Consider the following 25513-nt stretch of genomic DNA (forward strand, 5'->3'; position numbering starts at 1 on the left):
CGATCGATTGATGACGGAAAGAAACAGGTGCGCCGCCCGCTGTCAGGCGCCGTTGAGCGTCAAATTGTGCGCTGCGCTGTTGCATGTTTCCTCCGGCAAATTGGGCCGCATTATACGCATTCACTGATTTGCATCAAGCAAATATCGCGCACGAGGTAAACGTTTGCTTGTGCTGTTATTGCTTGTTGCCCAGCGTCGCCACCATCACGGCTTTAATGGTGTGCATGCGGTTTTCTGCCTGGTCAAACACAATGCTGTGTACTGATTCAAACACCTCATTGCTGACTTCCATGCCATCCTGCAAACCGTATTGTTCGGCCATTTGGCGGCCTAAGGTGGTTTGGTCATCATGGAAGGCCGGTAAGCAGTGCAGGAATTTCACCTGCGGATTGCCGGTCAAGGCCAGCATCGCGCTGTTCACCTGATACGCACGCAGAAGGGCGATGCGCTCTTCCCATACCGATTTGGCTTCACCCATCGAAACCCACACATCAGTGTAGATGAAGTCGGCACCTTGCACGCCTTCAGCGATATCTTCGGTTAAGGTAATTTTGCCGCCGGTTTGCTGGGCTGCGAGGCGGCACTGTTCCACTAACTCGCCTTCCGGCCAGCAGCCTTTTGGCGCCACTAAGCGCAGGTCCAATCCGACCAATGCGGCGGCTTCCAGCATGCTGTTGCCCATGTTGTTACGCGCATCGCCAACATACACCAACGTCATTTGATTCAAGGTTTTGCCTGGCAGATGTTCCTGCATCGTCAGCAGATCGGCCAACAACTGAGTGGGGTGGAACTCAGTGGTTAAGCCGTTCCACACCGGCACGCCCGCGAATTCCGCTAAGGTTTCCACTAATTCCTGACCGTAACCGCGATATTGAATGCCGTCATACATACGTCCCAACACGCGCGCGGTGTCCTTCATCGACTCTTTATGGCCGATTTGGCTGCCGCTTGGGCCGAGATAGGTGACGTTAGCGCCCTGATCGTAAGCGGCAACTTCGAAAGAGCATCGAGTACGAGTCGAGTCTTTTTCGAAGATGAGCGCGATGTTTTTGCCTTTCAGGTACTGCGTCTCGACGGCATTTTTCTTAGCGTGTTTTAATTCACCGGCCAAACTCAGCAGTGAATCGATTTCTGCGGGGGTGAAATCCAGTAATCTCAGGAAATGTCTTTGATACAGCTGACTCATACAGCGCTCCAGATGCTCACATTAAAATGAATTAAAATTCAATCTAACCGTATGAATATGCATTTTCAACCCCGTCGTTAAGAAACTTGTTGTTTTGTGTAGTGGCGCGCGAGGCAGTGTGGGAAAATAATTGTATTCAGCCGAAAATTTGAGGACACACCCATGGCATATGAAGCATTGCTGGAAGAACAGCGCGAAGAGACACGCCTGATCATTGAAGAGCTGCTGGAAGACGGCAGCGATCCCGATGCGCTTTACACCATTGAGCATCATCTCTCCTGCAATAACTTCGATTCACTGGAGAAGGTCGCGGTTGAAGCCTTCAAACTGGGCTTCGAAGTGAGCGAGCCAGAAGAGCTGGAGCTGGAAGAGGGTGGCACCGTGATGTGCGTGGATATCCTGAGTGAAGGCGCATTAAAGCCTGAGCTGATTGATGCGCAGGTCGAGCAACTGGTGAATCTGGCGGGTAAATTCAACGTCGATTACGACGGTTGGGGCACCTACTTTGAAGATCCAGACGCTGAAGATGAAGATGACGACGGTGATTTCATCGACGACGAAGAAGACGATGGTGTGCGTCACTAAGCATTAATGGGCGACGCTCGTCGCCCTAAAACGTTTCCCCGCAAGACAAAAAGATTGCCGATGAATTATGCTCCGCTATTAGAACCCATTTACGCGTTCCTGCATTGCCGCACGCCGCAAGCGTGGATCGATGAAGCGCGCAAGCCAGAAAATCTCACGCTGTTGCTGACCGATCACATGGTGTGCGAGTTAAAAGCCGCGCAAACCGCGGTGTTTATCATCCGTAAATATGTCGCGGATAAACCCAGCGGCGATGCCATTCTGGCGTGGCTCAAGCCGTACGAAGACTTTATTTATCGCGATGAGCCAGATAATAACTTCATCAACGCGCATAAGAATCTGACCAAAAGCATCATTGTGCGCAACGAATTGCCGTGGGCGGACGATTTGGTTGAGATGATGGTGTTGCTGATTAAAGAAGAGCTGCATCATTTCTATCAGGTGTGGGAAATCATGCAGTCGCGGGGTTTGCCTTACCGCAAAATTACCGCCAGCCGCTACGCCAAAGGCTTGATTCGTGAAATTCGCACTTACGAGCCAGAAGCGCTGGTGGATAAGTTGATCTGCGGGGCTTATATCGAAGCGCGATCCTGTGAACGCTTTGCTAGCCTGGCGCCGTATCTGGATGAGCAGTTGGAGAAATTCTACATTTCGCTGCTGCGTTCGGAGGCTCGCCATTATCAGGATTACCTCAAGCTGGCAGAGCAGATTTCACCAACAGATATTGCGCCGCGTGTGCGAGCCTTTGGCGAAGCCGAAGCGCGATTGATTAGCGAAGCGGATGGCGAATTGCGTTTTCACAGCGGCGTGCCGGCGGTTTAAGCAATGGCTGCTTCCTGGTGCGCATGAATGCGCACCCTACAAAAACGGCGACTAAACCGTAGGGTCGCCATTCTTGGCGACCTCAAACATCACAACATCTTCAGCATCCGCACTTCGCAATCCACATGCCCAGTGCAGCCCATCGCGCCTTCGATATGTTCAAATCCCAACGACTCATACAGCTTTATCGCGCGCGTCAGGCTGCCGGTGGTTTCCAGATAGCAGCGGCGAAAGCCTTGCTGACGCGCATAATCCATCGCGCGTAGCGCCAGATCACGTGCCAGACCTAAACCGCGCACTTGCGGCAGGAAATACATTTTCTGCAACTCGCAAATATCCGCTGCGCTACAGGCCAGTGGCGCAACGCCGCCGCCGCCAACCACCACGCCATTATGTTCAACAATCCAATAGGCGCTGTTGGTTTCGCTGTACAGTTCGAACAGGCGATCCAGATTGGGATCGGAAACGGTATAGCCTTTATCCGCCGTCAGACCAAATTCGGCTGATACATCGCGGATCACTTTGGCAATCAAGGGATTATCAGCGGCTATAATCGGGCGAACGTGCAGGTTAAGTGGCGTGACGGTGCTCATCATTATCTTCCGGTATAAAAAAGCCGGGCAGTGCCCGGCTTCGATTAAGCAGTTGGACTGAAGCGCTTACAATGCCGCAATCACGCCCTGCTGTTCAAACAGTTTTGCTTTTGATTGCTCAAGTTCAGCCACGCGCTCGCGCTCTTTCGCGACCACGGCTTCCGGCGCACGAGAAACAAAGCCTTCATTCGCCAGCTTGCTCTGGATCTTCTCGATTTCGACATCAAGTTTCACCAGCTCTTTCGCCAGACGCTCAAGCTCGGCTTCTTTGTTGACCAGATCCGCCATCGGGATCAGCAACTCCGCGCCTTCAACAATCTTGGTGACCGAAACCGGGCCTTTCTCGCCCGCAGGCAAGATGGTCAGGCTTTCCAGACGCGCCAGACGTGACAGGAAGGTACGGTTCTCTTCCACACGACGTTGCGCGGCCGCAGAGCAATCACGCAGCAGCACGTCGAGCGGCTTGCTTGGCGCGATGTTCATTTCGGCACGAATGTTACGCACCGCTACGATTGCCTGCTTCATCCACTCGATATCAGCTTGCGCCTCGGCATCTTCTTTCGCCGCTTCATACTGCGGGAACGGTTGCAGCATGATGGTATCGTGATCGATGTTTTTTAGTCCTTTCACACGCTGCCAGATGGTTTCGGTGATGTAAGGAATGATCGGATGCGCCAAACGCAGCAACGCTTCCAGCACGGTGACCAACGTATTTCGCGTACCGCGCAGTTCCGCTTCGCTGCCGCTATTCATGACCGGCTTGGTCAGCTCCAGATACCAGTCGCAGAACTGGTTCCAGGTGAAGTCGTACAGAATGTTGGCTGCGATATCAAAGCGATAGCTATCAAGCGCTTCGCGATAGGCTTTCACACTGCGGTTGAATTCAGACAGAATCCAGCGATCTGCCAGCGACAGCTTCATCTCTCCGCCGTTCTGGCCGCAATCCTGCTCTTCGGTGTTCATCAGCACAAAGCGGCTGGCGTTCCAAAGCTTGTTACAGAAGTTGCGATAACCTTCGAGGCGCTTCATATCCCAGTTGATGTCACGACCGGTGGAAGCCAGCGCGGCCAGCGTAAAGCGCAACGCATCGGTACCTGATGGCACGATGCCGTCCGGGAATTGCTTCTCGGTACGTTTGCGGATTTTCTCTGCCAGCTGCGGCTGCATCATGTTACCGGTGCGCTTCTCCAGCAAATCTTCCAGCGAAATGCCGTCAATCATATCCAGCGGATCGATGACGTTGCCTTTCGATTTGGACATCTTCTGGCCTTCTTCATCGCGAATCAAACCGGTCATGTAGACGGTTTTGAACGGCACTTGTGGCTTGCCGTTTTCATCTTTGATGAAGTGCATGGTCAGCATGATCATGCGCGCAATCCAGAAGAAGATGATATCGAAGCCGCTCACCAGCACGCTGGTTGGATGGAAGGTACGCAGTGCTTCGGTGTTATCTGGCCAGCCCAGCGTCGAGAAGGTCCAAAGACCCGACGAGAACCAGGTATCCAGCACGTCATCGTCCTGGCGCAATGCAACGTCAGCAGCCAGATTGTTTTCCTGGCGCACTTCGTCTTCGGTGCGGCCAACATAGACGTTGCCATCATTGTCGTACCACGCCGGAATGCGGTGTCCCCACCACAGCTGACGTGAAATACACCAATCCTGAATGTCACGCATCCAAGAGAAATACATGTTTTCGTACTGTTTTGGTACGAACTGGATGTCGCCGTTTTCTACCGCTTCAACCGCGACTTTCGCCAGCGGCGCGGTGCGCACATACCATTGGTCGGTCAGCATTGGCTCGATCACCACGCCGCCACGATCGCCGTAAGGCACGGTCAGATCGTGAGGTTTGATCTCTTCCAGCAGGCCAAGTTCATCAACCGCCGCCACGATGGCTTTACGCGCTGCGAAACGCTCCATTTTCTGGAACTGGGCTGGGATGTCATCGGCACATTCGTCGCTGACTTCGCCATTGGTATCGAACACTTCAGCGCGCTCGCGGATATCGCCATCGAAGGTCAGGATGTTGATCATCGGCAGCTTGTGACGACGACCGACTTCGTAGTCGTTGAAGTCATGCGCGGGCGTGATCTTCACGCAGCCGGTGCCTTTTTCCATATCGGCGTGTTCATCGCCAACGATCGGAATACGACGATTTACCAGTGGCAGGATCAGCTCTTTGCCGATCAAATCTTTGTAACGCGGATCTTCTGGATTGACCGCAACGCCGGTATCACCGAGCAGGGTTTCCGGACGTGTGGTAGCGACCACCAGATAATCTTTGCCTTCAGCGGTTTTCACGCCGTCGGCCAGCGGGTAGCGGATATGCCACATTGAGCCTTTGCTCTCGCGGTTCTCCACTTCCAAATCAGAGATAGCAGTACGCAGTTTTGGATCCCAGTTCACCAGGCGTTTGCCACGGTAAATCAGGTTCTCTTTATACAGACGCACAAACACTTCGCGCACCGCGTTCGACAGGCCATCGTCCATGGTGAAGCGCTCGCGCTCCCAATCAACCGAGTTGCCGAGACGACGCATCTGGCGGGTAATGGTGCCGCCAGATTCAGCTTTCCACTGCCAGATTTTGTCGATGAAGGCATCGCGGCCGTAATCCTGACGCGTTTTGCCTTCTTCAGCAGCGATTTTGCGCTCAACAACCATTTGCGTGGCGATACCGGCGTGATCGGTACCCGCCTGCCACAAGGTATTTTTACCCTGCATGCGCTGGTAGCGCACCATGGTGTCCATGATGGTCTGCTGGAAAGCGTGACCCATATGCAAGCTGCCGGTGACGTTCGGCGGCGGGATCATGATGCAAAAGCTTTCCTGGCTGGTGTCGCCATTCGGTTTAAAGTAGCCCTGCTGTTCCCAGTGCTCGTAGAGCGGCTGCTCGATATCTTGCGGGTTATATGTCTTTTCCATTTCTACACTGTCGTTTGCGGCGGAGGTGGCGGCGCCGTATTCAATTGGAAACCAACGCTGCGATAGGCTTTATAGCGATCGCGCGCCAGTTGTTTTAGGGATTCTTCGTAAGGTACGAAGTCTATCACTTCATGGAAACCAGTAGCAAAATCTGCGAACTGTGGCAGCAGGCTGATCAGTAAATCACGCGGTGAGCTACCGCGCCGCTGCGGCCAGGCCAATTCAACCGGAGCGCCGTAGCGTGGGCCTTCGCCTGCCAGATTATGCGGCACAAAAGCATTTGCCGGACGTTGCCACAGCGCTTCATCCAGGCGATTAGCTTGCTCTTCGTTTTCACAGGCAATCAGGATGCGTTTGCCATCACGCCAGCGTGTTTCTGCCAGATCGCACACCAACGCTTCAACAGCGGATAAGCCGTCGCTGGCGCTTTCTGACTCCATCACATAGAAAGTGGCGTTTTTCATGGCGGACTTATTTCCATAAATAACAGTGGGGCGCATTGTGCGCCCCGTAGGTTGGTACGTCTATGCATTCGGTCACCATTGATGGCGACCCTACAATCGATGCAATGTGCCGAATCAATCGTCGCCGTTCAAACCTGCGCGGTTAAGCAGGAACTGCGACAGCAGCGGAACCGGACGGCCAGTTGCGCCTTTGGCTTTGCCGGAACGCCATGCAGTACCCGCGATATCCAGGTGCGCCCAATTAAACTTACGGGCAAAGCGCGCCAGGAAGCAGGCGGCAGTAATTGCACCGCCAGGACGGCCGCCAATGTTTGCCATATCGGCAAAATTGGATTCCAGCTGCTCCTGATACTCATCCGCCATCGGCAGACGCCATGCGCGATCGCCAGCTTGTTCAGAGGCACTGATCAGCTCGTGCGCCAGCGGATTATGATTCGACATCAAACCACTAACGTGATGGCCCAGCGCAATGACGCAGGCACCGGTCAACGTGGCGACATCGATCACCACTTCCGGCTCAAAGCGCTCAACGTAGGTCAACGCGTCACACAGCACCAAACGGCCTTCAGCATCGGTATTTAGCACTTCAACGGTTTGGCCGGACATGGTGGTCAACACGTCGCCCGGACGCATTGATTTGCCATCAGGCATGTTTTCACAGCCAACCAGCACGCCAACCACATTCAGCGGCAGATTCAGTTCGGCCACCATGCGCATCACGCCATATACCGAGGCCGCGCCGCACATGTCGTACTTCATCTCGTCCATTGAATCGGCGGGCTTAATAGAAATGCCGCCGGAATCGAAGGTCAACCCTTTGCCAACCAGCACAATTGGGCGCGCTTCTGGATCGCTGTCACCTTTGTACTCAATCACCGACATCAGCGATTCATTGTGCGAACCGGCTCCGACCGCCAAATAGGCGTTCATCCCCAATTCTTTCATCTGCTGCTCGCCGATGACGCGAGTTGTTACATTTTTGCTGTAAGCATCTGCCAGCTGACGCGCTTGCGACGCCAGATATGCGGCGTTACAAATATTTGGCGGCATGTTGCTGAGATCTTTGGCAGCTTTGACACCGGCTGCAACCGCTAAACCGTGCTGAATGGCGCGCTCGCCGCTGGTCAGTTCACGGCGGGTTGGCACATTAAATACCAGCTTACGCAGCGGACGACGCGGTTCAACTTTGTTGCTTTTCAGCTGATCGAAGTTATAAAGCGCTTCTTTTGAGGTTTCGACTGCCTGGCGCACTTTCCAGTAGGTATTGCGGCCTTTTACGTGCAGTTCGGTAAGGAAACATACCGCTTCCATCGAGCCCGTATCGTTCAGCGTGTTGATGGTTTTCTGAATTACATGCTTGTATTGGCGCTCATCCAGCTCGCGCTCTTTTCCGCAGCCGATCAACAGGATGCGCTCAGAAAGGATATTCGGCACATGGTGCAGCAGCAGCGTTTGGCCTACTTTGCCTTCCAGTTCACCGCGGCGCAGCAAGGCGCTGATGTAGCCATCGCTGATCTTATCCAACTGCTCAGCAATGGGTGACAAACGGCGCGGTTCGAAAACGCCCACAACAATGCAGGCGCTACGCTGTTTTTCCGGGCTACCGCTTTTTACACTGAACTCCATGCACTCTCCTGAATCTTAAAGACAACGGCCTTGGCTGTCGTTAGAATGTAGCGCGTTCGTAACCCATTAATTCGTTGCGACGCCATGACAATTCAACGCCGGTAGTCATAATGAGTTGTGGTGACAATATGTTGTTTTTTCACCACGCTAACGCGTTCGTCATACTATTTTAGCTACGATGACGGCCATTGATGAAGAAAAATGGCTGATAAGCGTTGAAACTAGCGATTTTCCTGCAAAAAGACAAGTTATCACAGGCGTACTAAGCGTGATCATCATTAGATATCTGGTTCGGGAAACGCTCAAAAGCCAGCTGGCTATCCTCTTCATCCTGCTACTGATCTTCTTTTGTCAGAAGTTAGTGCGGATTTTGGGAGCTGCGGTGGATGGCGAGATCCCAACAAACTTAGTTCTGACATTGTTAGGACTTGGCGTGCCTGAAATGGCACAACTTATCCTGCCCCTAAGCCTGTTTCTGGCGATTTTAATGACCCTTGGGCGGCTGTACACCGAAAGTGAAATCACGGTGATGCATGCTTGCGGCTTGGGTAAAAGCGTGCTGATTAAGGCCGCGATGATCTTGATGTTGCTGACTTCAGCCGTCGCAGCCGTCAACGTCATTTGGTTAGGGCCATGGTCATCGCGTTATCAAGACGAAGTGACGCAAAATGCCAAAGCCAACCCAGGCGCAGCCGCGTTGGCGGCGGGCCAATTCCAAACCTCCAGCGACGGCAATGCCGTGCTGTTTGTTGAGAATGTCAAAGGCAACACCTTCGGGCACGTTTTCCTGGCGCAGTTGCGTCCGAAAGGCAACGCACGTCCTTCGGTGGTGCTGGCCGACAGCGGCCACATGGAGCAGCGCAAAGATGGCTCGCAAGTGGTAACGCTGGATAAAGGCACACGCTTTGAAGGCACCGCGATGCTGCGTGACTTCCGCATCACCGACTTCGTTAACTATCAGGCGCTGGTGGGCTACAAAGAAGCCACGCTCGATCCAAACGATGCCGATCAGGCCGATATCAGCACCTTGATTCAAAACAAAACGCCGCAGTTCCAGGCTGAGTTGCATTGGCGCTTAACGTTGGTGTTTGCGGTGTTGGTGATGGCGTTAATGGTGGTGCCGCTCAGCGTGGTGAATCCACGTCAGGGCCGCGTGCTGTCGATGTTGCCGGCGATGTTGCTGTATCTGATCTTCTTCTTACTGCAGAGTTCGTTGCGTTCCAACGCAGCGAAAGGCCGCTTTGATCCCGCTATCTGGATGTGGGTGGTGAACTTCGCCTATCTGGCTCTGGCTGTACTGCTGAACCTGTGGGATACGGTGCCGATGCGTCGCATTCGCGCGCGTTTCACCCGTGGAGGATCGGTCTGATGTTTAAGGTTCTTGACCGCTATATCGGCAAAACCATCTTCAACACCATCATGCTGACGTTGTTCATGTTGGTGTCGCTGTCGGGGATTATCAAATTCGTCGATCAGCTGCGTAAAACCGGGCAGGGCGCATACACCGCGCTGGATGCGGGTTATTACACGTTGCTCAGTGTGCCGAAAGATATCGAAATCTTCTTCCCAATGGCGGCATTGTTGGGCGCGTTGCTCGGTTTGGGCACGCTGGCGCAACGCAGTGAATTGGTGGTGATGCAAGCCTCGGGTTTCACCCGCATGCAGGTGGCGTTTGCGGTGATGAAAACCGCGATCCCTTTGGTGCTGCTGACCATGGCAGTGGGCGAGTTTGTTGCGCCGCAAGGTGAGCAAATGGCGCGTAACTACCGTGCGCAGCAGCTGTACGGCGGATCGCTGGTCTCGACGCAAAACGGTTTGTGGGCGAAGGACGGCAACAGCTTCATATACATCGAACGTATCAAAGGCGACAACGAAATTGATGGCGTTAGCATCTACAACTTCAACGATCAGCGTCGTTTGATGAGCGTGCGTTACGCCGCGACAGCTACGTGGAATGCGGATAAGAAGTCGTGGGCGCTGTCGCAGGTTGATGAGTCTGACCTGCAAGACGCGAAGCAAATTACCGGTTCTCAGAGCCTGAGCGGAGAATGGAAAACCAATCTCACGCCAGACAAGCTCGGCGTAGTGGCGCTGGACCCGGATGCGTTGTCGATCAGCGGTCTGTATAACTACAGCAAATATCTCAAGCAGAGCGGCCAGGTTTCCGGGCGTTATCAACTGAATATGTGGAGCAAAATCTTCCAGCCGCTGTCGGTGGCGGTGATGATGCTGATGGCGCTGTCGTTTATCTTTGGTCCGCTGCGTAGCGTATCAATGGGCGTGCGCGTGGTGACGGGGATTAGCTTTGGCTTCTTGTTCTACGTGCTGGATCAGATCTTTGGTCCGTTGAGTTTGGTTTACGGCATTCCGCCGGTGCTGGGCGCGATTCTGCCAAGTGGCGCGTTCTTCGCTATCAGTTTGTTCTTGCTGCTGAAACGCCGTTAATCTCTGATGGTCACTATAAATGGCGACCCTACGAAACTCTTCAAAATCAATGTAAGGTCGCCATTCATGGCGACCTTTTCAATTGCCGCACTGCATCATTCAATCTTCGACTGTTACCAACGCAATACCCGCCTGTTGCCAGGCTTCGGCGTCGTCCGGTAACGCATCCATCACCAACATATCCACCTGATCGCTACGTGCGAATTGTGCCAGCGAGGTATTGCCTAACTTGCTGCTGTCGCAAACCACAATCACTTGGCTGGCGTGTTCGATAATCGTGCGTTTACTCTCCGCCAGCATGATGTCAGCGACGCAGGCGCCTTGCTTGAGCGAAATGCCGTTGACCGCCATAAAGGCTTTATCGACATTGAGATGATCCATCATTTGCCCGCCCGCAGCGGGAATCACGCAGTGATAGCCCTTTTTCACCATGCCGCCAAGCAGAACCAGCTGGATGCCGCTGGCTTCTTCTAATACGCGCGCAATGGCAAAATCGTTGGTAATCACGGTGAGATTCTTACGTTCACGTAGATGATGCGCGATGTGCAGCGTAGTCGTACCGGTATCCAATACGATAATGTCGCCGTCTTCCACCAACTGCGCGGCACGTTCGCCGACGCGCGCTTTGGCATCAATATTCAGGCTTTGGCGTAGCTCAGAACCGATCTCAAAGCTGGCGCGGGTACGCAAAATCGCGCCGCCGTGAGTGCGCCTAAGCTGGCCGGATTCCTCCATCAAACGCAGATCGGTACGAATGGTGGCCCCCGAAACATTGAAGTGCTCACTCATTTCGCCAACCGAGATTTTGCGTTTCTCTTTCAGGATGGCGAGGATTTTTTCTTGTCTTTCCTCTAGATACATATCGGCCTCGAACGGGGGGAAACTGCCACACTCTAGCGCAGCTTCCGGGCGGCGTGAACTCCGCCCGGATAATTCACTTAGCGGGGAAGGGGTTGCAGAAACTCGACACGCTCGCCATCGGGACCGGCAATCATAAAGTAGCGGCTACCCGCAGGATGATCGCACGGGCCTTCAACCAGCGGATAACCCAGCGCTTTAACCCAACTTTCGCAGGCAACCAGATCGTCCACTTGCCACGCCAGATGATCAATGCCGCTGTCTTCAGCGAGGCGCGCGTCGGTTTGCCACGGCAGTTGATACAGCTCCAGTACCACGCCTTGCTGCTGTAAAAACTGCACCAGAATGGTTCCGCGTGGTTCTTCAATCTCCAGATGACGCTGCGGCTCAAATCCTAATGACTGATAAAAGTCGCGTGACGCGGCGATGTTTTGCGTGCGTAAGCCGATGTGCGCTAACGATTTAATCATCATTACACTCCTTTGCGCTGGCACCAGAAGCCGAAGAAGGCGACATAGATAAAGCACACCAGCGGGATAACAAAGGCGAATTGCATATCGCCGCCGTTCATATCCGACATAATGCCCATCACCAACGGAATTACCGCGCCGCCGATAATCGACATCACCACGATAGAACCCGCCAACTGGGTTTCAGCGCCCATACCTTTGATGGTTAAACCAAAGTTGGTTGGCCAGCACAGCGCCATGCAGAAGTTCACTGCCATAATCGCCACTACCGCCGCCATGCTTTTCTCGCTCACCGCAAACAACAGCAGCGCGACACAGATGGAGCAGAAGATGCCGAGCAGCAGCGCAGGGCTATAGCGTTTCATCAGCGCGGTGGTCACCACTTTACCGGCTGAATAGCACAGCAGCGTGGCGATCAACCACCATGTGGCGGAGTGCTCGCTGGTGCCGTGTTCAATCAGCTGCACAAAGCGAATAGTGAAGCTCCACAAACCGACTTGTGCGCCAACGTAGAGGAACTGCGACAGCACGCCCATGCGGAAACGCGGAATCGCCCACAGTTTTTTCAGTGATTGGCCCAATGGCACTTTTGGCGCGTCGTCTTTGGCCGCCGGTTTACAGGCCGGGAATTTCACCGCGACAAACACCAGCGCCAGCACCACCAGAATCGAACCGATAATCAGGTATGGCGTCACCACTTGCGACACCATTTGCTGACGAATGCCATCCGCCACTTCCACTGGCAACGCCGCCAGTTGGTCATGCGTCAAATCGTCTTTGTTGAAGATCAGTTGCTGACCAATCACCACGCCCATGATCACGCCGACTGAGTTGAAAATCTGCGAGAAGTTGATGCGTTGGGTTGAGGTTTCCGCGGTGCCGAGCAGGCTCGAATAGGTGTTCGCCGAGGTTTCGAGGAACGACAATCCGCTGGCGATCACGCCCAGGCAGCCGAGGAACGCCGCGTAAGTCATTACGTGCGCGGCCGGGATAAACAGGAAGCAGCCCGCTGCGTATAAACACAGGCCAATGATAATCGCCACTTTGTACGAGTAACGCTTAATCACCGCAGCAGCGGGCAGGGCGACGAGGAAGTAGCCGAGGAAGAAGATCGACTGCACCAGCGCGGTTTGCGTATCGCTGAGGTTAAAGCCCTTTTTGAACTGGGCGATCAAGATGTCATTCAGGTTGCCGGCCATGCCCCACAAGGCAAACAGGCAGCATACCATCAACAGTTGCAGCCACGGTGTGGCGGGTAAATAAGCACTGCGATCCAGCGTTTCGCCGTGTGCGCCGGCGACTTCATCCTGCTTTTTAATGGTTATTTCGCTCATAATCCCTGCTCCTCAAAACAGGCGGATGCTGCATCGAGACGATCCCAAAGCGGCTGTGCCTGTAGGTAAAGTTGGTCGAAGATGTCGAACTGACGTTGATAGGCATCGTGCAGACGCGCATCGGGTTGGATTTCGCCGGCAATCTGCACCATGCGCTTTACGCCCTGGCCGAGATCGCTGAAGTGGCCGATGCCGGTCGCGGCGAGAATGGCGCTACCCAGCGTGCCGTTTTCCTGATTGGCGGTTTGCAGCATCGGTCGGTTATAAACCGAGGCTTTGATGCTCAGCCACAGTTCACTGCGCGAGCCGCCGCCTGAAGCGATGATGGTGTCCGGCATGGTGCAACACTCGCTGAGCTGACGCAGATTGCGCCATGAGGCGAACGCCACACCTTCCAGCACCGCGCGATACAGATGCCCGGCTTCGTGACGGCGCTGCAAGCCAAACAGTTGACCGCGCGAGTTGCATTTCTCTGCTAAACGCTCGCCGGTGAGATAAGGCAAGAACAGTAAACCTTCAGCGCCCGGTTTCTTCTCGGCGGCGAGGCGCAACATTTCGGGATGAGAATGTTGCCCGCCACCAAAGGCTTCGCGTGCCCAGCGCATCGCATCGCCACCGGCATCGAGCAAAGTGAATCCGCCCCACGCGTCATTGCTCAGATGCAGATTGTTGACCTGGGTGTGCAGCAACGGCGCATCACTCACCACGGTAATTAAGGTCGAGGTGCCAGTGCTGTCGGACGCCTGGCCTGGCTTGTACACGCCTGAACCCAGCAGGCTGGCGGCCATATCGGCGGTGCCTGCAACCACTGGAATGCCCACTTGCAAGCCGGTTGCACGCGCCGCTTGCGGGCTGATGCTGCCAATCACGTCGCTGGCGGCATGAATCGCTGGTAAAAGATCGGCGCGCAGTTGGAAGCGATCAAGTGCGGCGCTGGACCATTGGCGCGTGGCGCTGTCCATCAGGTAATAGCAGGAGGCTTCGCTGTAATCGGTGGCGCGCACGCCGGTGAGTTGAAAGTTGATAAAATCTTTTGGCATCAACACGCTAGCAACACGTGCCCAGACGTCAGGATGATGCTCACGAATCCATTGCAGCTTGAACGCGGGCCACGCTGGCGTGGGTGGATTATTGAGATGCTCAAGCCAGAACAGCGCATCTTCCTGTTCGCGGAAGGCGGCAACCTGCGACCAGGCGCGTTTGTCGTTCCACAGCAGGGCGCGGTCTTCGACCAGGTGACCTGCGCTGTCCAGCAGCACCGTGCCGTGCATCTGTCCACAGGCCGCAACGGCGGCAACTTGTGTCATCTCAGCGGCAAAGCGCATGGTTAATTCCCGGATGCCGTCGCAAACAGAGTTCCACCACAGCGACGGGGCTTGTTCGACCCAGCCAGGCTGCGGGCTCGTCTGTGAATATTCACGTTGGGCAAAACCGACGATATCGCCGTCGGTAGTGACAAGAGCAGCACGCGTGCTGCCCGTGCCAATGTCGAGGGTAAGAAGGTATTTTTTCATTATTCACTCCATATCACGCCGGAGAGTTGCAGCGTTTTTTACTTAGTTCTGCGCCAGTTCCGGGAACAGCGACGGATCTTGTTCCAGCTGCGCCAGCACTTTTTCCGTGGCGCTGGCGCTCATGCCAAAGCGGCGCACGCCCAGACGATACAAGGTGCGGATGGTGTCGAGATCGCGGATGCCGCCCGATCCTTTAATGCGCAAGCGGCCTTTAAGTTGATCGGTGATGATCGCCACTTTCTCTTCGGTCGCGCCGGTCGGTGCCCAGCCGGTGGAGGTTTTGATCCACTTCATGCCTGCTTCGACGGCGATGTCGCATACGCGGCGGATCTGCTCTTCATTGAGGTAATGGGTTTCGAGGATCACTTTGGCTTCGATGGGCGCCGCCGCTTCCACTACGCGTTGCAAATCCTGCTTCACTTCATCAAAACGGCCGGATAACACTTTGCCGATGTTCACGACCATGTCGACTTCACGCGCGCCGTCGCAAATCAGCTGACGCACTTCCTGCACTTTGGTGTCGGTGGCGTGACCACCGCTTGGGAAGCCAACCGGGCCACCAATCATGATCTCACCGCGACCTTGTTCTGGCAGCAGCGTGCTGAGGAAGCGCGTCCAGCACGGCAAAACGTGGATGGCGATGATGTTGTAGCGGATCGCCAGTTCAGCGCATTGACGGATGTCAGCTTCGGTGTTGGTAGCCTGCACGGCGCTGAGATCGATCATGCGCGCCATTTGTTGGGTGATGCGATTCATTTTCTCTTCCTTTCAATTTAAATGACAAAATGACAGTAAATGAAAGTTAAAGTGAAAGTAATCGCGAGTGGTGGATTTTGTGATCTGTGAAGTGAAAATAGATGAAAGTAAGTGAGGGCATTTGCATCATAAGGTCACCATAAATGGCGACCCTACAACGAATGTGCGCCCCTGTAGGGTCGCCATTTATGGTGACCTGGCTAGTGCAACTGCTGAATCAACCCTGGCAATTGTGAAAGCAAATACAAAATCAGCCCAATTGTCCCGCCGACCAAGGTGCCGTTGATGCGGATAAACTGCAAATCGCGGCCAATATTCAATTCGATCTGTTGCGACATATCGCGCGCATCCCAGCTCTTCACCGTATCGCTAATATGACGCGTCAGGAACGCTGCAAACTCCGGCGCCACGCTGCGTGCGGCATCTTCCAGATGCTGATTCATTGAGGCACGCAGCGCTTCATCGGCGGCCAGCGTTTCACCCAACCACAATGCCGCCAACCGCACGCGCTCCTGCACGCGTGAATCTTCGCTGTTCAAATCCTCTTTCAACCAACTGCGCATGTCTTGCCACAGTTCGCCAATATAGCGATTGAACGACTCATCTTCTTTAAGCCAGTTCTTGATGACTTCGGCACGTTCGGCCATTTCGGGATCGCTTTTCAGACGATCAATCAGCCGTTGCACCGCGCGATCAAAGCCCAAACGCAGCTCATGTCCCTGATCCAGCGCCACCTGATCGAGAATCGAATCCACCGCGTTTGCCACTAAATCGGCGCTGTGCTCGCCCAACCATTCGGTCGGCAGCATTTTGGCTTTGATCGGATGTTCACGCTTCAGCCAGCGCACAATCTGCGTGGCGATAAACTCGCGCGTGCCGGGTTTGTGCAGCAGACGCAGCAACTGTTGCACCGCCGCATCCAGCAACTCCTGATGACGATTGTTTTTGGTTAAGCTGTCCAACAACAGCGCGCTGGATTGGGTGAGATCGACTTTATCCAGCGCGCGATGCACCGCGCGGCGCAGGAAACGCTGGATGCGCTGATCGTCGGTGAGATCGAGAAAACCGCGCATCACCTGCAACAAATGGCGGCCAATGCGATCGGCGTTGCCCGGCGTGTTCAGCCACTGCGCCAGCATTTGCGACGGATCGTGGCGGCGAATCAGCGCCAGCAGCGAATCGGTATCGAGGAATTTCTCCTGCACGAAGCGGCCCAAATTCTCGCCGATGCGATCTTTATTGCGCGGGATAATGGCGGTGTGACGCGAGATAAACGGCACCGGCACGCGGCGAAACAGCGCCACCACCGCGAACCAATCAGCGAGCGCGCCGACCATCGCCGCTTCGGCAATAGCCTTAACGCCGAGCACCCAGAAGTTGGGTGGAAGAAACAGAGTGATGACAAAAATCGCTGCCGCAATCAGCAGCAGCGACAGCGCTAAACGCTTACTGCGTTTGAGTTGTTGATATTTATCCATAACTCCCTAGCTATCCGTGGGGATTAACGACGACGACCGCCTAACAAACTGCCTAAAACACCGCGAATAATTTGATTAGTCACCTGACGTGCCGCGCTTTTTGCCACGCTCTGCACCACGCCATCGCGCTTGCCGCCGCGTGGGCCGGTGGTGCCAAACAGAATATCCTTCAGCCCGCCAAGAATGCCGTCATCGACTTCGACATTGTTGCCTTTGGCTTCCGGTGCGTTGGCTTGCTGCGTGGTGGCCTGCACGCCTTTTTGCAGCATTTCAAACGCCGATTCGCGATCCACTTCGGTGTCGTATTTACCGTACAGCGGCGAGTTGTTGATCAGGCCATTGCGCTCATCTTGCGTCACCGGTCCCATGCGTGAGCCGGGCGCAATCACCATCGCCCGTTGCACCATCGAAGGACTGCCTTTTTCATCAAGGAATGAGATTAATGCTTCGCCAGTTCCCAGCGCCTGAATCGCCTCGACGGTATCAAACGCCGGGTTGGCGCGCATGGTTTCCGCTGCGCTTTTCACCGCTTTCTGATCTTTCGGCGTGAATGCGCGCAGCGCATGTTGCACGCGATTACCGAGCTGGCCGAGCACGTTTTCAGGAATATCGGACGGATTCTGCGTAACAAAGTAGACGCCGACGCCTTTGGAGCGAATCAGGCGAATCACCTGTTCCACCTTTTCCAGCAACACCGGCGGCGCATCGGTAAACAGCAGATGCGCTTCATCGAAGAAGAACACCATCTTCGGCTTATCCAGATCGCCAGCTTCCGGTAAGTGTTCATACAGCTCAGCCAGCAGCCACAGCAGGCTGGTGGCGTAGAGTTTCGGCATTTGGTAGAGCTTTTCCGCCGACAGGATATTAATGAAACCTTTGCCATTGCTGTCGCAGCGCATCCAATCGCGAATATCCAGCATCGGTTCGCCAAAGAAGTGCTCGGCCCCTTGCTGTTCCAGCGCCAGTAAACCGCGTTGAATGGCACCGACCGACGCGCTGTTGATATTGCCGTACTGCGTCTGGAAGCCTTTAGCGTTGTCGCCGATGTATTGCGTCATGGCGCGCAGATCTTTGAAATCCAGCAGCAACAAACCTTGGTCATCGGCGATGCGGAAGATGATTTGCAGCACGCCGGATTGCACTTCATTGAGGTTGAGCAGGCGCGCCAGCAGCAGCGGGCCGAGATCGGAAACCGTGGCGCGCACCGGATGGCCTTGCTGAGCAAAAATATCCCACACCATCACCGGATTTTTTTGCGCCTGCCAATCGGTGACGCCGATTTTAGCCAGCCGCGCCAACAGCTTTTCTGAGCCTTCGCCAGCAGCGGAAACGCCAGTGAGATCGCCTTTCACATCCGCCATAAACACCGGCACGCCGATATCCGAGAAGGATTCTGCCAACTTTTGTAGCGTCACGGTTTTACCGGTGCCGGTCGCGCCGGTGATCAAACCGTGGCGGTTGGCCATGTTGGAGAGCAGATGCAATTGAACGTCAGGCGTTTGGGCAATCAGTAACGGGGTGCTCATGATTTTTCACTCTCCGGCAATAGGTTATGCCAGAAAGGATAGCAAGCGACGCGCGAGGTGGGATGAAGATTGTGCCGAAAAGGGTGTGGTGGCGCGAATCTCACATTTATCGCTCGGACAGCCCCTTCTCCCACTTGTGGGAGAAGGTTAGGATGCGGGACAACCCGCACCCTCTAAAAACCGCACAATCTAAATCACTTCTGCACCGTATCAAAAAACAGCAAACTCACACCAATCCCTTGCTGCACATGATTGACGTTATTGCGCACCGCAACCTGCTGCGCGCCTTGCAGCGTCACCACAAACGGCGAATTCTGCTGCACCGTCTTTTGCAACTCGGTATACAGCGCGCGACGTTTCACGGCATCGCTTTCACCGGCGGCGGCACGGGTTTTGGCGCTTAATTCAGGAATATCCCAGCCGACGCGCCACGCCAGGGTTTTCGATCCGCCCGGCACGTTATAGGCAAAGGCGCTGGCGTTGGTATTGGGATCGACATAATCCGCGCCCCAATAAATGAAGATCGACTGGAAATCGCGGCCGCGCATTTTGCTCCACAACTCCGATTCCGCGACCGGTTGCAACGCGATCTGCACATCCGCCTTGGCGAAACTGGCTTGCAGCGCCTGCGCCACATCAATGTATGGCGGCTGATTAATCACCGTCAGCGCGAATTTGGTGCCCGGTTTAATGCCGCCTTGCGCGAGGATTTGTTTGGCTTTGGCCACATCATAGTGGAACGGTTGATCGTCCAGCGCACCGTCAAAACCTTGCGGCAGGAAGCTTTGATGAATGCGGTATTGGCCTTTCAGCAAATCGTGCGACACGGTTTGGTAATCCACCAACCAGCGCGCCGCTTGCCATAACGCGGGATTGCCCAACGCCGGTTGCGCTTTATCTTTGGTATTGAAGCCAAGGTAATACACCAGGCTGGACGGGAAGGCTTCGATGCGCAGATTTTTGTCGCTCTTCAATGCATCAATCTGGTCCGGGCCAAGCTGATACGCCACATCGACATCGCCTTGCTGAATCAGCAAACGACGCGCGCCGGCATCCGCTACGCCCTTTAGCAGAATGCGCTGAAGTTTGGGCTGCGTATTGGCCTGTTTATTGGCGCTCAACACCAGCGCCTGCTGCGGCACATATTGCTGAATGACGAACGCGCCGCTACCGGCTGAGTTTGTATGCAGCCAGCCGTTGCCCAGATCGTTATTCGCGACATGCTGCTGTACGGTTTTGCTATCCACCACCGAGGCCACTGGCGCAGTCAGCAAACGCAGCGCCAGATTCTGTCCAATCTGCGCCGGCCATTGAATCTCCAGTTGATGGTCGTTCAGCACCTTGAATTGGCTGGCAATGTTCTCTTTGGTCCAGCCAAATTCGGCGAGGATGAAAGAGGGCGCTTTGTTGAGCTGCACCGCACGGGTGAGCGAGAAAATCACATCCTGCGCGGTAACCGGATTGCCGCTGGCGAAGTGCGCGTTGGGCTGGAGAGTGAAGACTAAACTGTGCGGTGTGCTGCCCGGTTGCCACGACGTGGCGAGCAGCGGCGCCAGTTTCTGCGGCGAATTGCGATCCGCTTCTACCAACGTCTGATAGATATTGCGCTGTACGCTGTTGCTGACGGTTTCAAAACTCTCGGCAGGATCGAAGCTGATAATGCCATCCAGCGGCACGGCGACGACTAAAGTATCTTTCGGCGTCGCCGCGTGCACCACGAAACTGCTGCTCCACAAGGCGGCTAACAAAATGAGTAAACGCATTATTTTTATCCTGAATGATTGATATCCAGACTTTATCGCTGCTGATACTCAGGAAAAAATGCCGCTTTGTTCTGAGCTATGCCGGAAATAACAATTGATTACATTCGGGTATTATTGGCTTAATTTTGTGCGCTACTTGTCATTTCCCGGAAATAGATCGTTCATGGCGTAGTCAATTAAGTAAATAAGATGTTATAAATGAGAACGGTTCTCTGGTATGGAAGTGTGATTTTTTTTCATTGATTCATTTCGGCGATTATTACCTCACGCGATAATCCCTGGTCAATTGCCCACTTATTAATGGCAAAATCCCAACATTTGTACGGTTAAATCGGCAAATCCCGCATCGAAAGCCTTTCACCAAGCCTTAACCTAAATTCAACATGATGATTGATTTTCATCAAAACACATCCTTAATTGAATTTTTACATTCAGAAATATCTGTATCCCTAATATTGCCAGGTTCTTTACCGATGAATAAAGCCATTAACAAAAATAATTATCTTTCTTAGCAAGTGAGAGCTGTCACGCCATGCTTCTAAATAAACCGACCACCAGACGTAAGTTTTTGCTGGGTTCGCTGTTGGCTTTGCCATTAAGTGACCTGGTATTTAAGGGATTAACTGCGGCGCAAGCAGCAGAAATGGCAGCACCGGAACTCGCCGACTATAAACCGATCTTTTTCAGCGCTGATGAGTGGCAATTCATTCTCGCCGCGGCGGATCGTTTAATTCCAGCGGGCGGCAAGGGTAAAGCGCCGGGTGCACTGGAAACCAACGTGCCGATCTTTATTGATCAGCAACTGCACAGCCCGGAATTTGGTGGGGAAATCTACATGCAAGGTCCGTTCGACGTGCATGCGCCAGCCACCATGGGCTATCAAATTCCGTTCACGCCACAAGAGATCTATCACACCGGCATCAAACTGGTGGATCAGTGGACGCAAGCAACCTACCAGAAGCCGTTCCATGAACTGTCGCTGGAAGAGAAAGATGCGATCCTGACCAAAGTGAACAAAAACGACGGTATCGACTTCGCCGCACTGGGCGAACCGAACCTGAAAGCCTCGCAGTTCTTTAGCCAACTGCTCTCGGATACCAAACACGGTTACCTCGCCGATCCAATGTACGGCGGCAACAAAGGCATGAAAGCCTGGATCGCCATCGGCTTCCCGGGTGCACGCGCCAGTTTCACCGAATGGGTGAAGCAGCATAACGTGCCGTACCCGCTGGGACCGGTCAGCCTCTTGGGTGAACGCGCGTAAGCACACCCCCGTTTTTGGTTTATGAGACAGGATTAACATGGCACAGATTACCAAGAAAGAAGTCGACGTCGTCGTATGCGGCCTCGGCTGGGCAGGCTCGCTGATGAGCATTGAGCTGGCGATGGCCGGGCTGGAAGTGCGCGCGTTAGAGCGCGGCGGCGAGCGCGACTATCCCGACTTCGCTTATCCGAAACCGGCCGATGAATACGCCTATAACGTGCGTAACAAAGTGTTCGCGACACCGAAAGAAGTGGCGGTCACCGTGCGTTACAACAGCAACCAAACCGCGTTGCCAACCCGTAAGTGGGGCGCATTTGCGCCAGGCACCGGCGTCGGCGGCGCAGGCATGCACTGGACGGCGGTACTGATTCGTCCAACGCCAACCGACATCAAGCTGAAAACGTACGTCGATGAAGCTTATAAGCCGGGCATCTTGCAGGAAGATATGCGCGTGATGGACTTCCCGTTCACCTGGGAAGAGATCGAGCCGTATTACTACAAGTTCGAGCTGATCTGCGGTCAATCCGGTAACACCGGCAACCTGCGCGGTCAGATTCTGCCAGGCGGCGACCCGTTTGAAGGCCCGCGTTCTGAACCTTATCCGTTGCCAGCGCTGGAAGATACGCTGAACAACGTGATGTTCAAAGAAGCCGCCACCAAACTCGGTTATCACCCGTTCCCGAACCCATCTGCGTGCGTATCCCGTGCGTGGAAAAACCCGTACGGCAACCAGATCGCCCCGTGCAACTACTGCGGCTACTGCTCAAAATATCCATGCCTGAACTACTCGAAAGCCTCGCCGCAAACGGCGGTGATGGATTCACTGAAGCGCATGCCGAACTTCTCTTACGAAGTGCACGCCGAAGTGGTGAAAGTGGTACTGCACGATGATCAGAAAACCGCCAAAGGCGTAATTTACTTCGACGTTGACGGTAACGAAGTGTTCCAGCCAGCGAAAATCGTGGTGCTGTCCAGCTTCCAGCTGTACAACGTGCGCCTGATGTTGCTGTCTGGCATCGGCAAGCCGTACAACCCGATCACCGAAGAAGGTGTGGTAGGACGTAACTATGCGTTCCTGTCGAACGGCGGCGCTACCTTGTTCTTCAAAGATAAAAACTTTAACTCTTACGCCACCGCAGGCGCCACCGGCCAGATGTTCAACGACATCTCACCCGGCAACTTCGACGGTCCAGGTCTGGGCTTCCTTGGCGGCGCGAAAATCCACAGTTCGCAAGCCACCGGTACGCCAATCGCCACTTCACTGCCGAAAGGCACGCCAAGCTGGGGCATGGGCTACAAAGAGGGTCTGGAGCAGTGGTACAACCACTCGATGAAGATCAGCATCACCACCACGTGCCAGTCGTACCGCGATATCTATCTGGATCTCGATCCACACTACACCGACCATCGCGGTCTGCCGCTGCTGCGTATGACCTTCAACTGGAAAGAGAACGAACTCAAGCTGCAACAGCACTTGAAAGGCATCGTCGGCAACATCGCGAAAGAGTTGAACCCAGACAGCATGAGCATGAGCTTCCTGCCGATGGGCGCGGATTTCGACCTCACCAAATACGTATCGACGCACAACGTCGGCGGCGCGGTGATGGGCGATAACCCGAAAACCTCTGCACTGAACAAGTACCTGCAGAGCTGGGATGTTCATAACGTGTTTGTGCCAGGCGGCAACGCCTTCCCGCAAAACTTCCAGGCGAACCCGACCGATACCATCGGCGCGATCACCTTGATGGCGGCACAAGCAATCAAAGAACATTATCTGAAAAATCCCGGTCCACTGGTACAGGCATAAGCGCATGAAATTAAAATCATTGTTAATCGCCAACGCCGTGCTGCTGGGCAGCTTTGCTCTCCAGGCGCACGCGGAAGATGAAGCTCAATTGATCAAGCAGGGTGAATACCTGTCGCGTCTTGGCGACTGTATGGCGTGCCATACCGTTTCCGGCAAAGGGGATTACGCGGGCGGCCTGGCGATTGAGTCGAATCTCGGCACCATTTACTCCACCAACATCACGCCGGATAAAGAGCACGGCATCGGCAATTACAGCGAGCAGCAGTTCTCCGATGCGGTACGCAAAGGCGTGCTGCCGGACGGTTCGCGCCTGTATCCAGCGATGCCCTATCCGGATTACGCCAAAATCAGCGATGCCGATATCCATGCGCTGTACGTTTACTTCATGAAAGGTGTGAAGCCGAGCAGCGAGCAGCCGCCGAAAACCGATCTCAGCTTCCCGTTCAGCCAGCGCTGGGGCATGCGTTTCTGGAACTGGGCGTTCACCTCTGATAAGCCATTCCAGCCGATTGGTGGCGCATCGGAAGAGGTGAATCGCGGTGCCTACATCGTCGAAAGCCTTGGCCACTGCGGCAGTTGCCATACGCCACGCGGCCTTGGCATGAACGAAAAAGCGCTGGATAGCGGCGACGATCAGTTCCTGGCCGGTGGCAGCCTGAACAACTGGGATGTGCCGTCGCTGCGTGGCTTGCCGCGCTGGAGCGAGCAGGAGATCGTAGATTACCTGCAAACCGGTCGTAACGATAAAGCCGCCGTTGGCGGTGAGATGAAGTCGGTCATCGAGCACTCCAGCTCGCATATGACCGATGCCGATCTCAAAGCGATTGCGTCGTATCTGAAGTTCATCGGCGGCAATCCGGCGTTGCAGGCGTATGACGTCACCAAGCAACAGGTAACCGAAGCGAAACTGACGGCAGCGAAGAATCTGACCGAAGGTGAGCGTCTCTACATCGACAACTGCGGCGCGTGCCACTTTGTCACTGGTAAAGGCGCGCCTGGCATCTTCCCGGAATTGGATCAGGCGACGATTGTGAATGCCAAAGATCCAAGCGGTTTGATCCACACCATTCTGGCTGGTGCGCAGCAGCCATCAACCGAGAAAGCGCCGTCAACGTTGGCGATGCCACCGTTTGCCTATCGCTTAACGGATGATGAAGTCGCCAAGCTGGCAACCTTCGTGCGTCAGGGTTGGAGCAACAATGCGCCAGCGGTGACCAAAGAGCAGGTTGCCGATGTGCGTAAGACGTTGAAAGCCGAGTAATCGTTAAACAACGCGATAAATCGCGCCGCTACGGATTCGTGCACCTACCGTAGCGGCGCAATTCATTGCGCGTCTTTGAATGGGTATTAATGAAAGGTATGAATCACTTCTAACACGCCGTTAATCACGAACTGCACGCCCATACACACCAGCAAAAAGCCCATCAAACGCGAAATCGCTTCAATCCCGCCTTTGCCGACCAATTTCATGATGGCGCCGGAACTGCGCAGCGAAATCCATAAAATCACCGCCACAGCCAAAAACGTCAGCGTTGGCGCGACTGCGACTACCCAGTTCGGGAAATCGACACCGGCTTTCACCGTTGAGGCTGAACTGATGATCATCGCGATGGTGCCGGGACCCGCGGTGCTTGGCATCGCCAGCGGCACAAAGGCGATATTCACGCTTTCACGCGGACTTTCGCTGGCATCCATTTCGTCCTGCTTATGCTCAGCCTCAACGGAATGTCCGATGGGTTTAGCGGGAAACAGCATGCGGAAACCGATGAATGCCACAATCAATCCGCCCGCCATGCGCAGGCCGGGAATTGAAATGCCGAAGGTGTGCAGCACCGCGTTGCCGGCGTACCACGCCACCATCATGATCAGGAACACGTAGATTGAGGCCTGCATTGCCTGGCGATTACGTTCCTGGAAATTCATATCACCCGCGAGGCCGAGAAACAGCGCCACGGTGGTAAGCGGATTGGCGAGCGGCAAGATCACCACCAATCCCAGCCCGATGGCTTTAAACAGCTCTAACATGCATTGTCCTCAAATTTCCAGGTCACCAAAAATGGCGACCCTACAAAAACGGCACCCCACCGTAAGGTCGCCATT

The 25513-nt window shown here is 54.5% G+C and carries 21 protein-coding genes; 7 read left to right on the forward strand and 14 right to left on the reverse strand.

Going from position 1 to position 25513, the window contains the following annotated elements:
- Window positions 1-175: 175 nt before the first annotated feature.
- The gene (gene argF / locus ACPUC7_RS11025; protein WP_494922947.1) at window positions 176-1186 is read right to left on the reverse strand and encodes an ornithine carbamoyltransferase; all 1011 of its coding nucleotides are present in this window, start codon (window positions 1184-1186) and stop codon (window positions 176-178) included.
- Between the two features lie 162 nt (window positions 1187-1348).
- Between argF and rraB the strand changes: the two genes are divergently transcribed.
- Both rraB and miaE read left to right on the forward strand, forming a co-directional pair.
- Complete coding sequence (gene rraB / locus ACPUC7_RS11030) at window positions 1349-1771, forward strand: ribonuclease E inhibitor RraB (RefSeq protein ID WP_034826466.1); 423 nt, start codon at window positions 1349-1351, stop codon at window positions 1769-1771.
- A gap of 60 nt (window positions 1772-1831) precedes the next feature.
- The gene (miaE, locus tag ACPUC7_RS11035) at window positions 1832-2593 is read left to right on the forward strand and encodes a tRNA isopentenyl-2-thiomethyl-A-37 hydroxylase MiaE (RefSeq protein WP_494922948.1); all 762 of its coding nucleotides are present in this window, start codon (window positions 1832-1834) and stop codon (window positions 2591-2593) included.
- An 89-nt stretch (window positions 2594-2682) separates the two neighbouring features.
- Here the strand turns inward: miaE and ACPUC7_RS11040 are convergent, their stop codons facing one another.
- The 4 genes from ACPUC7_RS11040 to pepA all read right to left on the reverse strand — a co-directional run bounded on the left by ACPUC7_RS11040 (window position 2683) and on the right by pepA (window position 8198).
- Window positions 2683-3186 carry a GNAT family N-acetyltransferase gene (locus ACPUC7_RS11040; RefSeq protein WP_494922996.1) on the reverse strand — a complete coding sequence of 168 codons (504 nt, stop codon included), beginning with the start codon at window positions 3184-3186 and terminating at the stop codon, window positions 2683-2685.
- 66 nt (window positions 3187-3252) lie between these two features.
- Window positions 3253-6108, reverse strand: a complete 2856-nt coding sequence (locus ACPUC7_RS11045) for a valine--tRNA ligase (protein WP_494922949.1) — start codon at window positions 6106-6108, stop codon at window positions 3253-3255.
- Window positions 6109-6110: 2 nt separating this feature from the next.
- A complete protein-coding gene (locus tag ACPUC7_RS11050; protein ID WP_343552894.1) occupies window positions 6111-6572 on the reverse strand; it encodes a DNA polymerase III subunit chi in 462 nt (153 codons plus the stop codon).
- 114 nt (window positions 6573-6686) lie between these two features.
- A complete protein-coding gene (gene pepA / locus ACPUC7_RS11055) occupies window positions 6687-8198 on the reverse strand; it encodes a leucyl aminopeptidase (protein WP_494922950.1) in 1512 nt (503 codons plus the stop codon).
- A gap of 268 nt (window positions 8199-8466) precedes the next feature.
- On the opposite strand from pepA, the gene lptF reads away from it, so the two are divergent.
- Window positions 8467-9567 (forward strand): LPS export ABC transporter permease LptF, encoded by a 1101-nt coding sequence (gene lptF, locus ACPUC7_RS11060; RefSeq protein WP_494922951.1) that lies wholly within the window; start codon window positions 8467-8469, stop codon window positions 9565-9567.
- The gene (gene lptG, locus ACPUC7_RS11065; RefSeq protein ID WP_494922952.1) at window positions 9567-10643 is read left to right on the forward strand and encodes an LPS export ABC transporter permease LptG; all 1077 of its coding nucleotides are present in this window, start codon (window positions 9567-9569) and stop codon (window positions 10641-10643) included. Before lptF ends, lptG begins: the two co-directional genes overlap by 1 nt.
- A 99-nt stretch (window positions 10644-10742) precedes the next feature.
- Here the strand turns inward: lptG and ACPUC7_RS11070 are convergent, their stop codons facing one another.
- The 8 genes from ACPUC7_RS11070 to ACPUC7_RS11105 form a co-directional block, all read right to left on the reverse strand.
- Window positions 10743-11504, reverse strand: a complete 762-nt coding sequence (locus ACPUC7_RS11070) for a DeoR/GlpR family DNA-binding transcription regulator (protein WP_494922953.1) — start codon at window positions 11502-11504, stop codon at window positions 10743-10745.
- A 77-nt stretch (window positions 11505-11581) separates the two neighbouring features.
- A complete protein-coding gene (locus ACPUC7_RS11075; protein ID WP_494922954.1) occupies window positions 11582-11974 on the reverse strand; it encodes a VOC family protein in 393 nt (130 codons plus the stop codon).
- Window positions 11974-13305 (reverse strand): L-fucose:H+ symporter permease, encoded by a 1332-nt coding sequence (gene fucP / locus ACPUC7_RS11080; protein ID WP_343552900.1) that lies wholly within the window; start codon window positions 13303-13305, stop codon window positions 11974-11976. The genes ACPUC7_RS11075 and fucP overlap by 1 nt, the downstream gene beginning before the upstream one ends.
- Window positions 13302-14819 carry a xylulokinase gene (locus ACPUC7_RS11085; RefSeq protein WP_494922955.1) on the reverse strand — a complete coding sequence of 506 codons (1518 nt, stop codon included), beginning with the start codon at window positions 14817-14819 and terminating at the stop codon, window positions 13302-13304. Before ACPUC7_RS11085 ends, fucP begins: the two co-directional genes overlap by 4 nt.
- A gap of 42 nt (window positions 14820-14861) precedes the next feature.
- Window positions 14862-15575, reverse strand: a complete 714-nt coding sequence (gene deoC, locus ACPUC7_RS11090) for a deoxyribose-phosphate aldolase (RefSeq protein WP_494922956.1) — start codon at window positions 15573-15575, stop codon at window positions 14862-14864.
- Between the two features lie 200 nt (window positions 15576-15775).
- The gene (locus ACPUC7_RS11095; RefSeq protein ID WP_494922957.1) at window positions 15776-17053 is read right to left on the reverse strand and encodes a DUF445 domain-containing protein; all 1278 of its coding nucleotides are present in this window, start codon (window positions 17051-17053) and stop codon (window positions 15776-15778) included.
- A gap of 23 nt (window positions 17054-17076) precedes the next feature.
- On the reverse strand, window positions 17077-18579 hold the full coding sequence (locus ACPUC7_RS11100) for a helicase HerA-like C-terminal domain-containing protein (protein ID WP_494922958.1): 1503 nt from the start codon (window positions 18577-18579) through the stop codon (window positions 17077-17079).
- A gap of 194 nt (window positions 18580-18773) precedes the next feature.
- The gene (locus ACPUC7_RS11105) at window positions 18774-20342 is read right to left on the reverse strand and encodes an ABC transporter substrate-binding protein (RefSeq protein ID WP_494922959.1); all 1569 of its coding nucleotides are present in this window, start codon (window positions 20340-20342) and stop codon (window positions 18774-18776) included.
- Window positions 20343-20874: 532 nt separating this feature from the next.
- On the opposite strand from ACPUC7_RS11105, the gene ACPUC7_RS11110 reads away from it, so the two are divergent.
- Genes ACPUC7_RS11110 through ACPUC7_RS11120 form a run of 3 tightly spaced genes read left to right on the forward strand, consistent with a single transcriptional unit; the run spans window position 20875 to window position 24674 of the window.
- Complete coding sequence (locus ACPUC7_RS11110) at window positions 20875-21606, forward strand: gluconate 2-dehydrogenase subunit 3 family protein (protein ID WP_494922960.1); 732 nt, start codon at window positions 20875-20877, stop codon at window positions 21604-21606.
- A 37-nt stretch (window positions 21607-21643) separates the two neighbouring features.
- Window positions 21644-23413, forward strand: a complete 1770-nt coding sequence (locus tag ACPUC7_RS11115) for a GMC family oxidoreductase (protein WP_343552907.1) — start codon at window positions 21644-21646, stop codon at window positions 23411-23413.
- Between the two features lie 4 nt (window positions 23414-23417).
- Window positions 23418-24674, forward strand: coding sequence for a c-type cytochrome (locus ACPUC7_RS11120; protein WP_494922961.1), 1257 nt, complete (start codon window positions 23418-23420; stop codon window positions 24672-24674).
- A gap of 86 nt (window positions 24675-24760) precedes the next feature.
- Here the strand turns inward: ACPUC7_RS11120 and ACPUC7_RS11125 are convergent, their stop codons facing one another.
- Complete coding sequence (locus ACPUC7_RS11125) at window positions 24761-25438, reverse strand: MarC family NAAT transporter (RefSeq protein ID WP_343552909.1); 678 nt, start codon at window positions 25436-25438, stop codon at window positions 24761-24763.
- Window positions 25439-25513: the final 75 nt, after the last annotated feature.

This window comes from Pantoea sp. CFCC18179 (assembly GCF_059412405.1).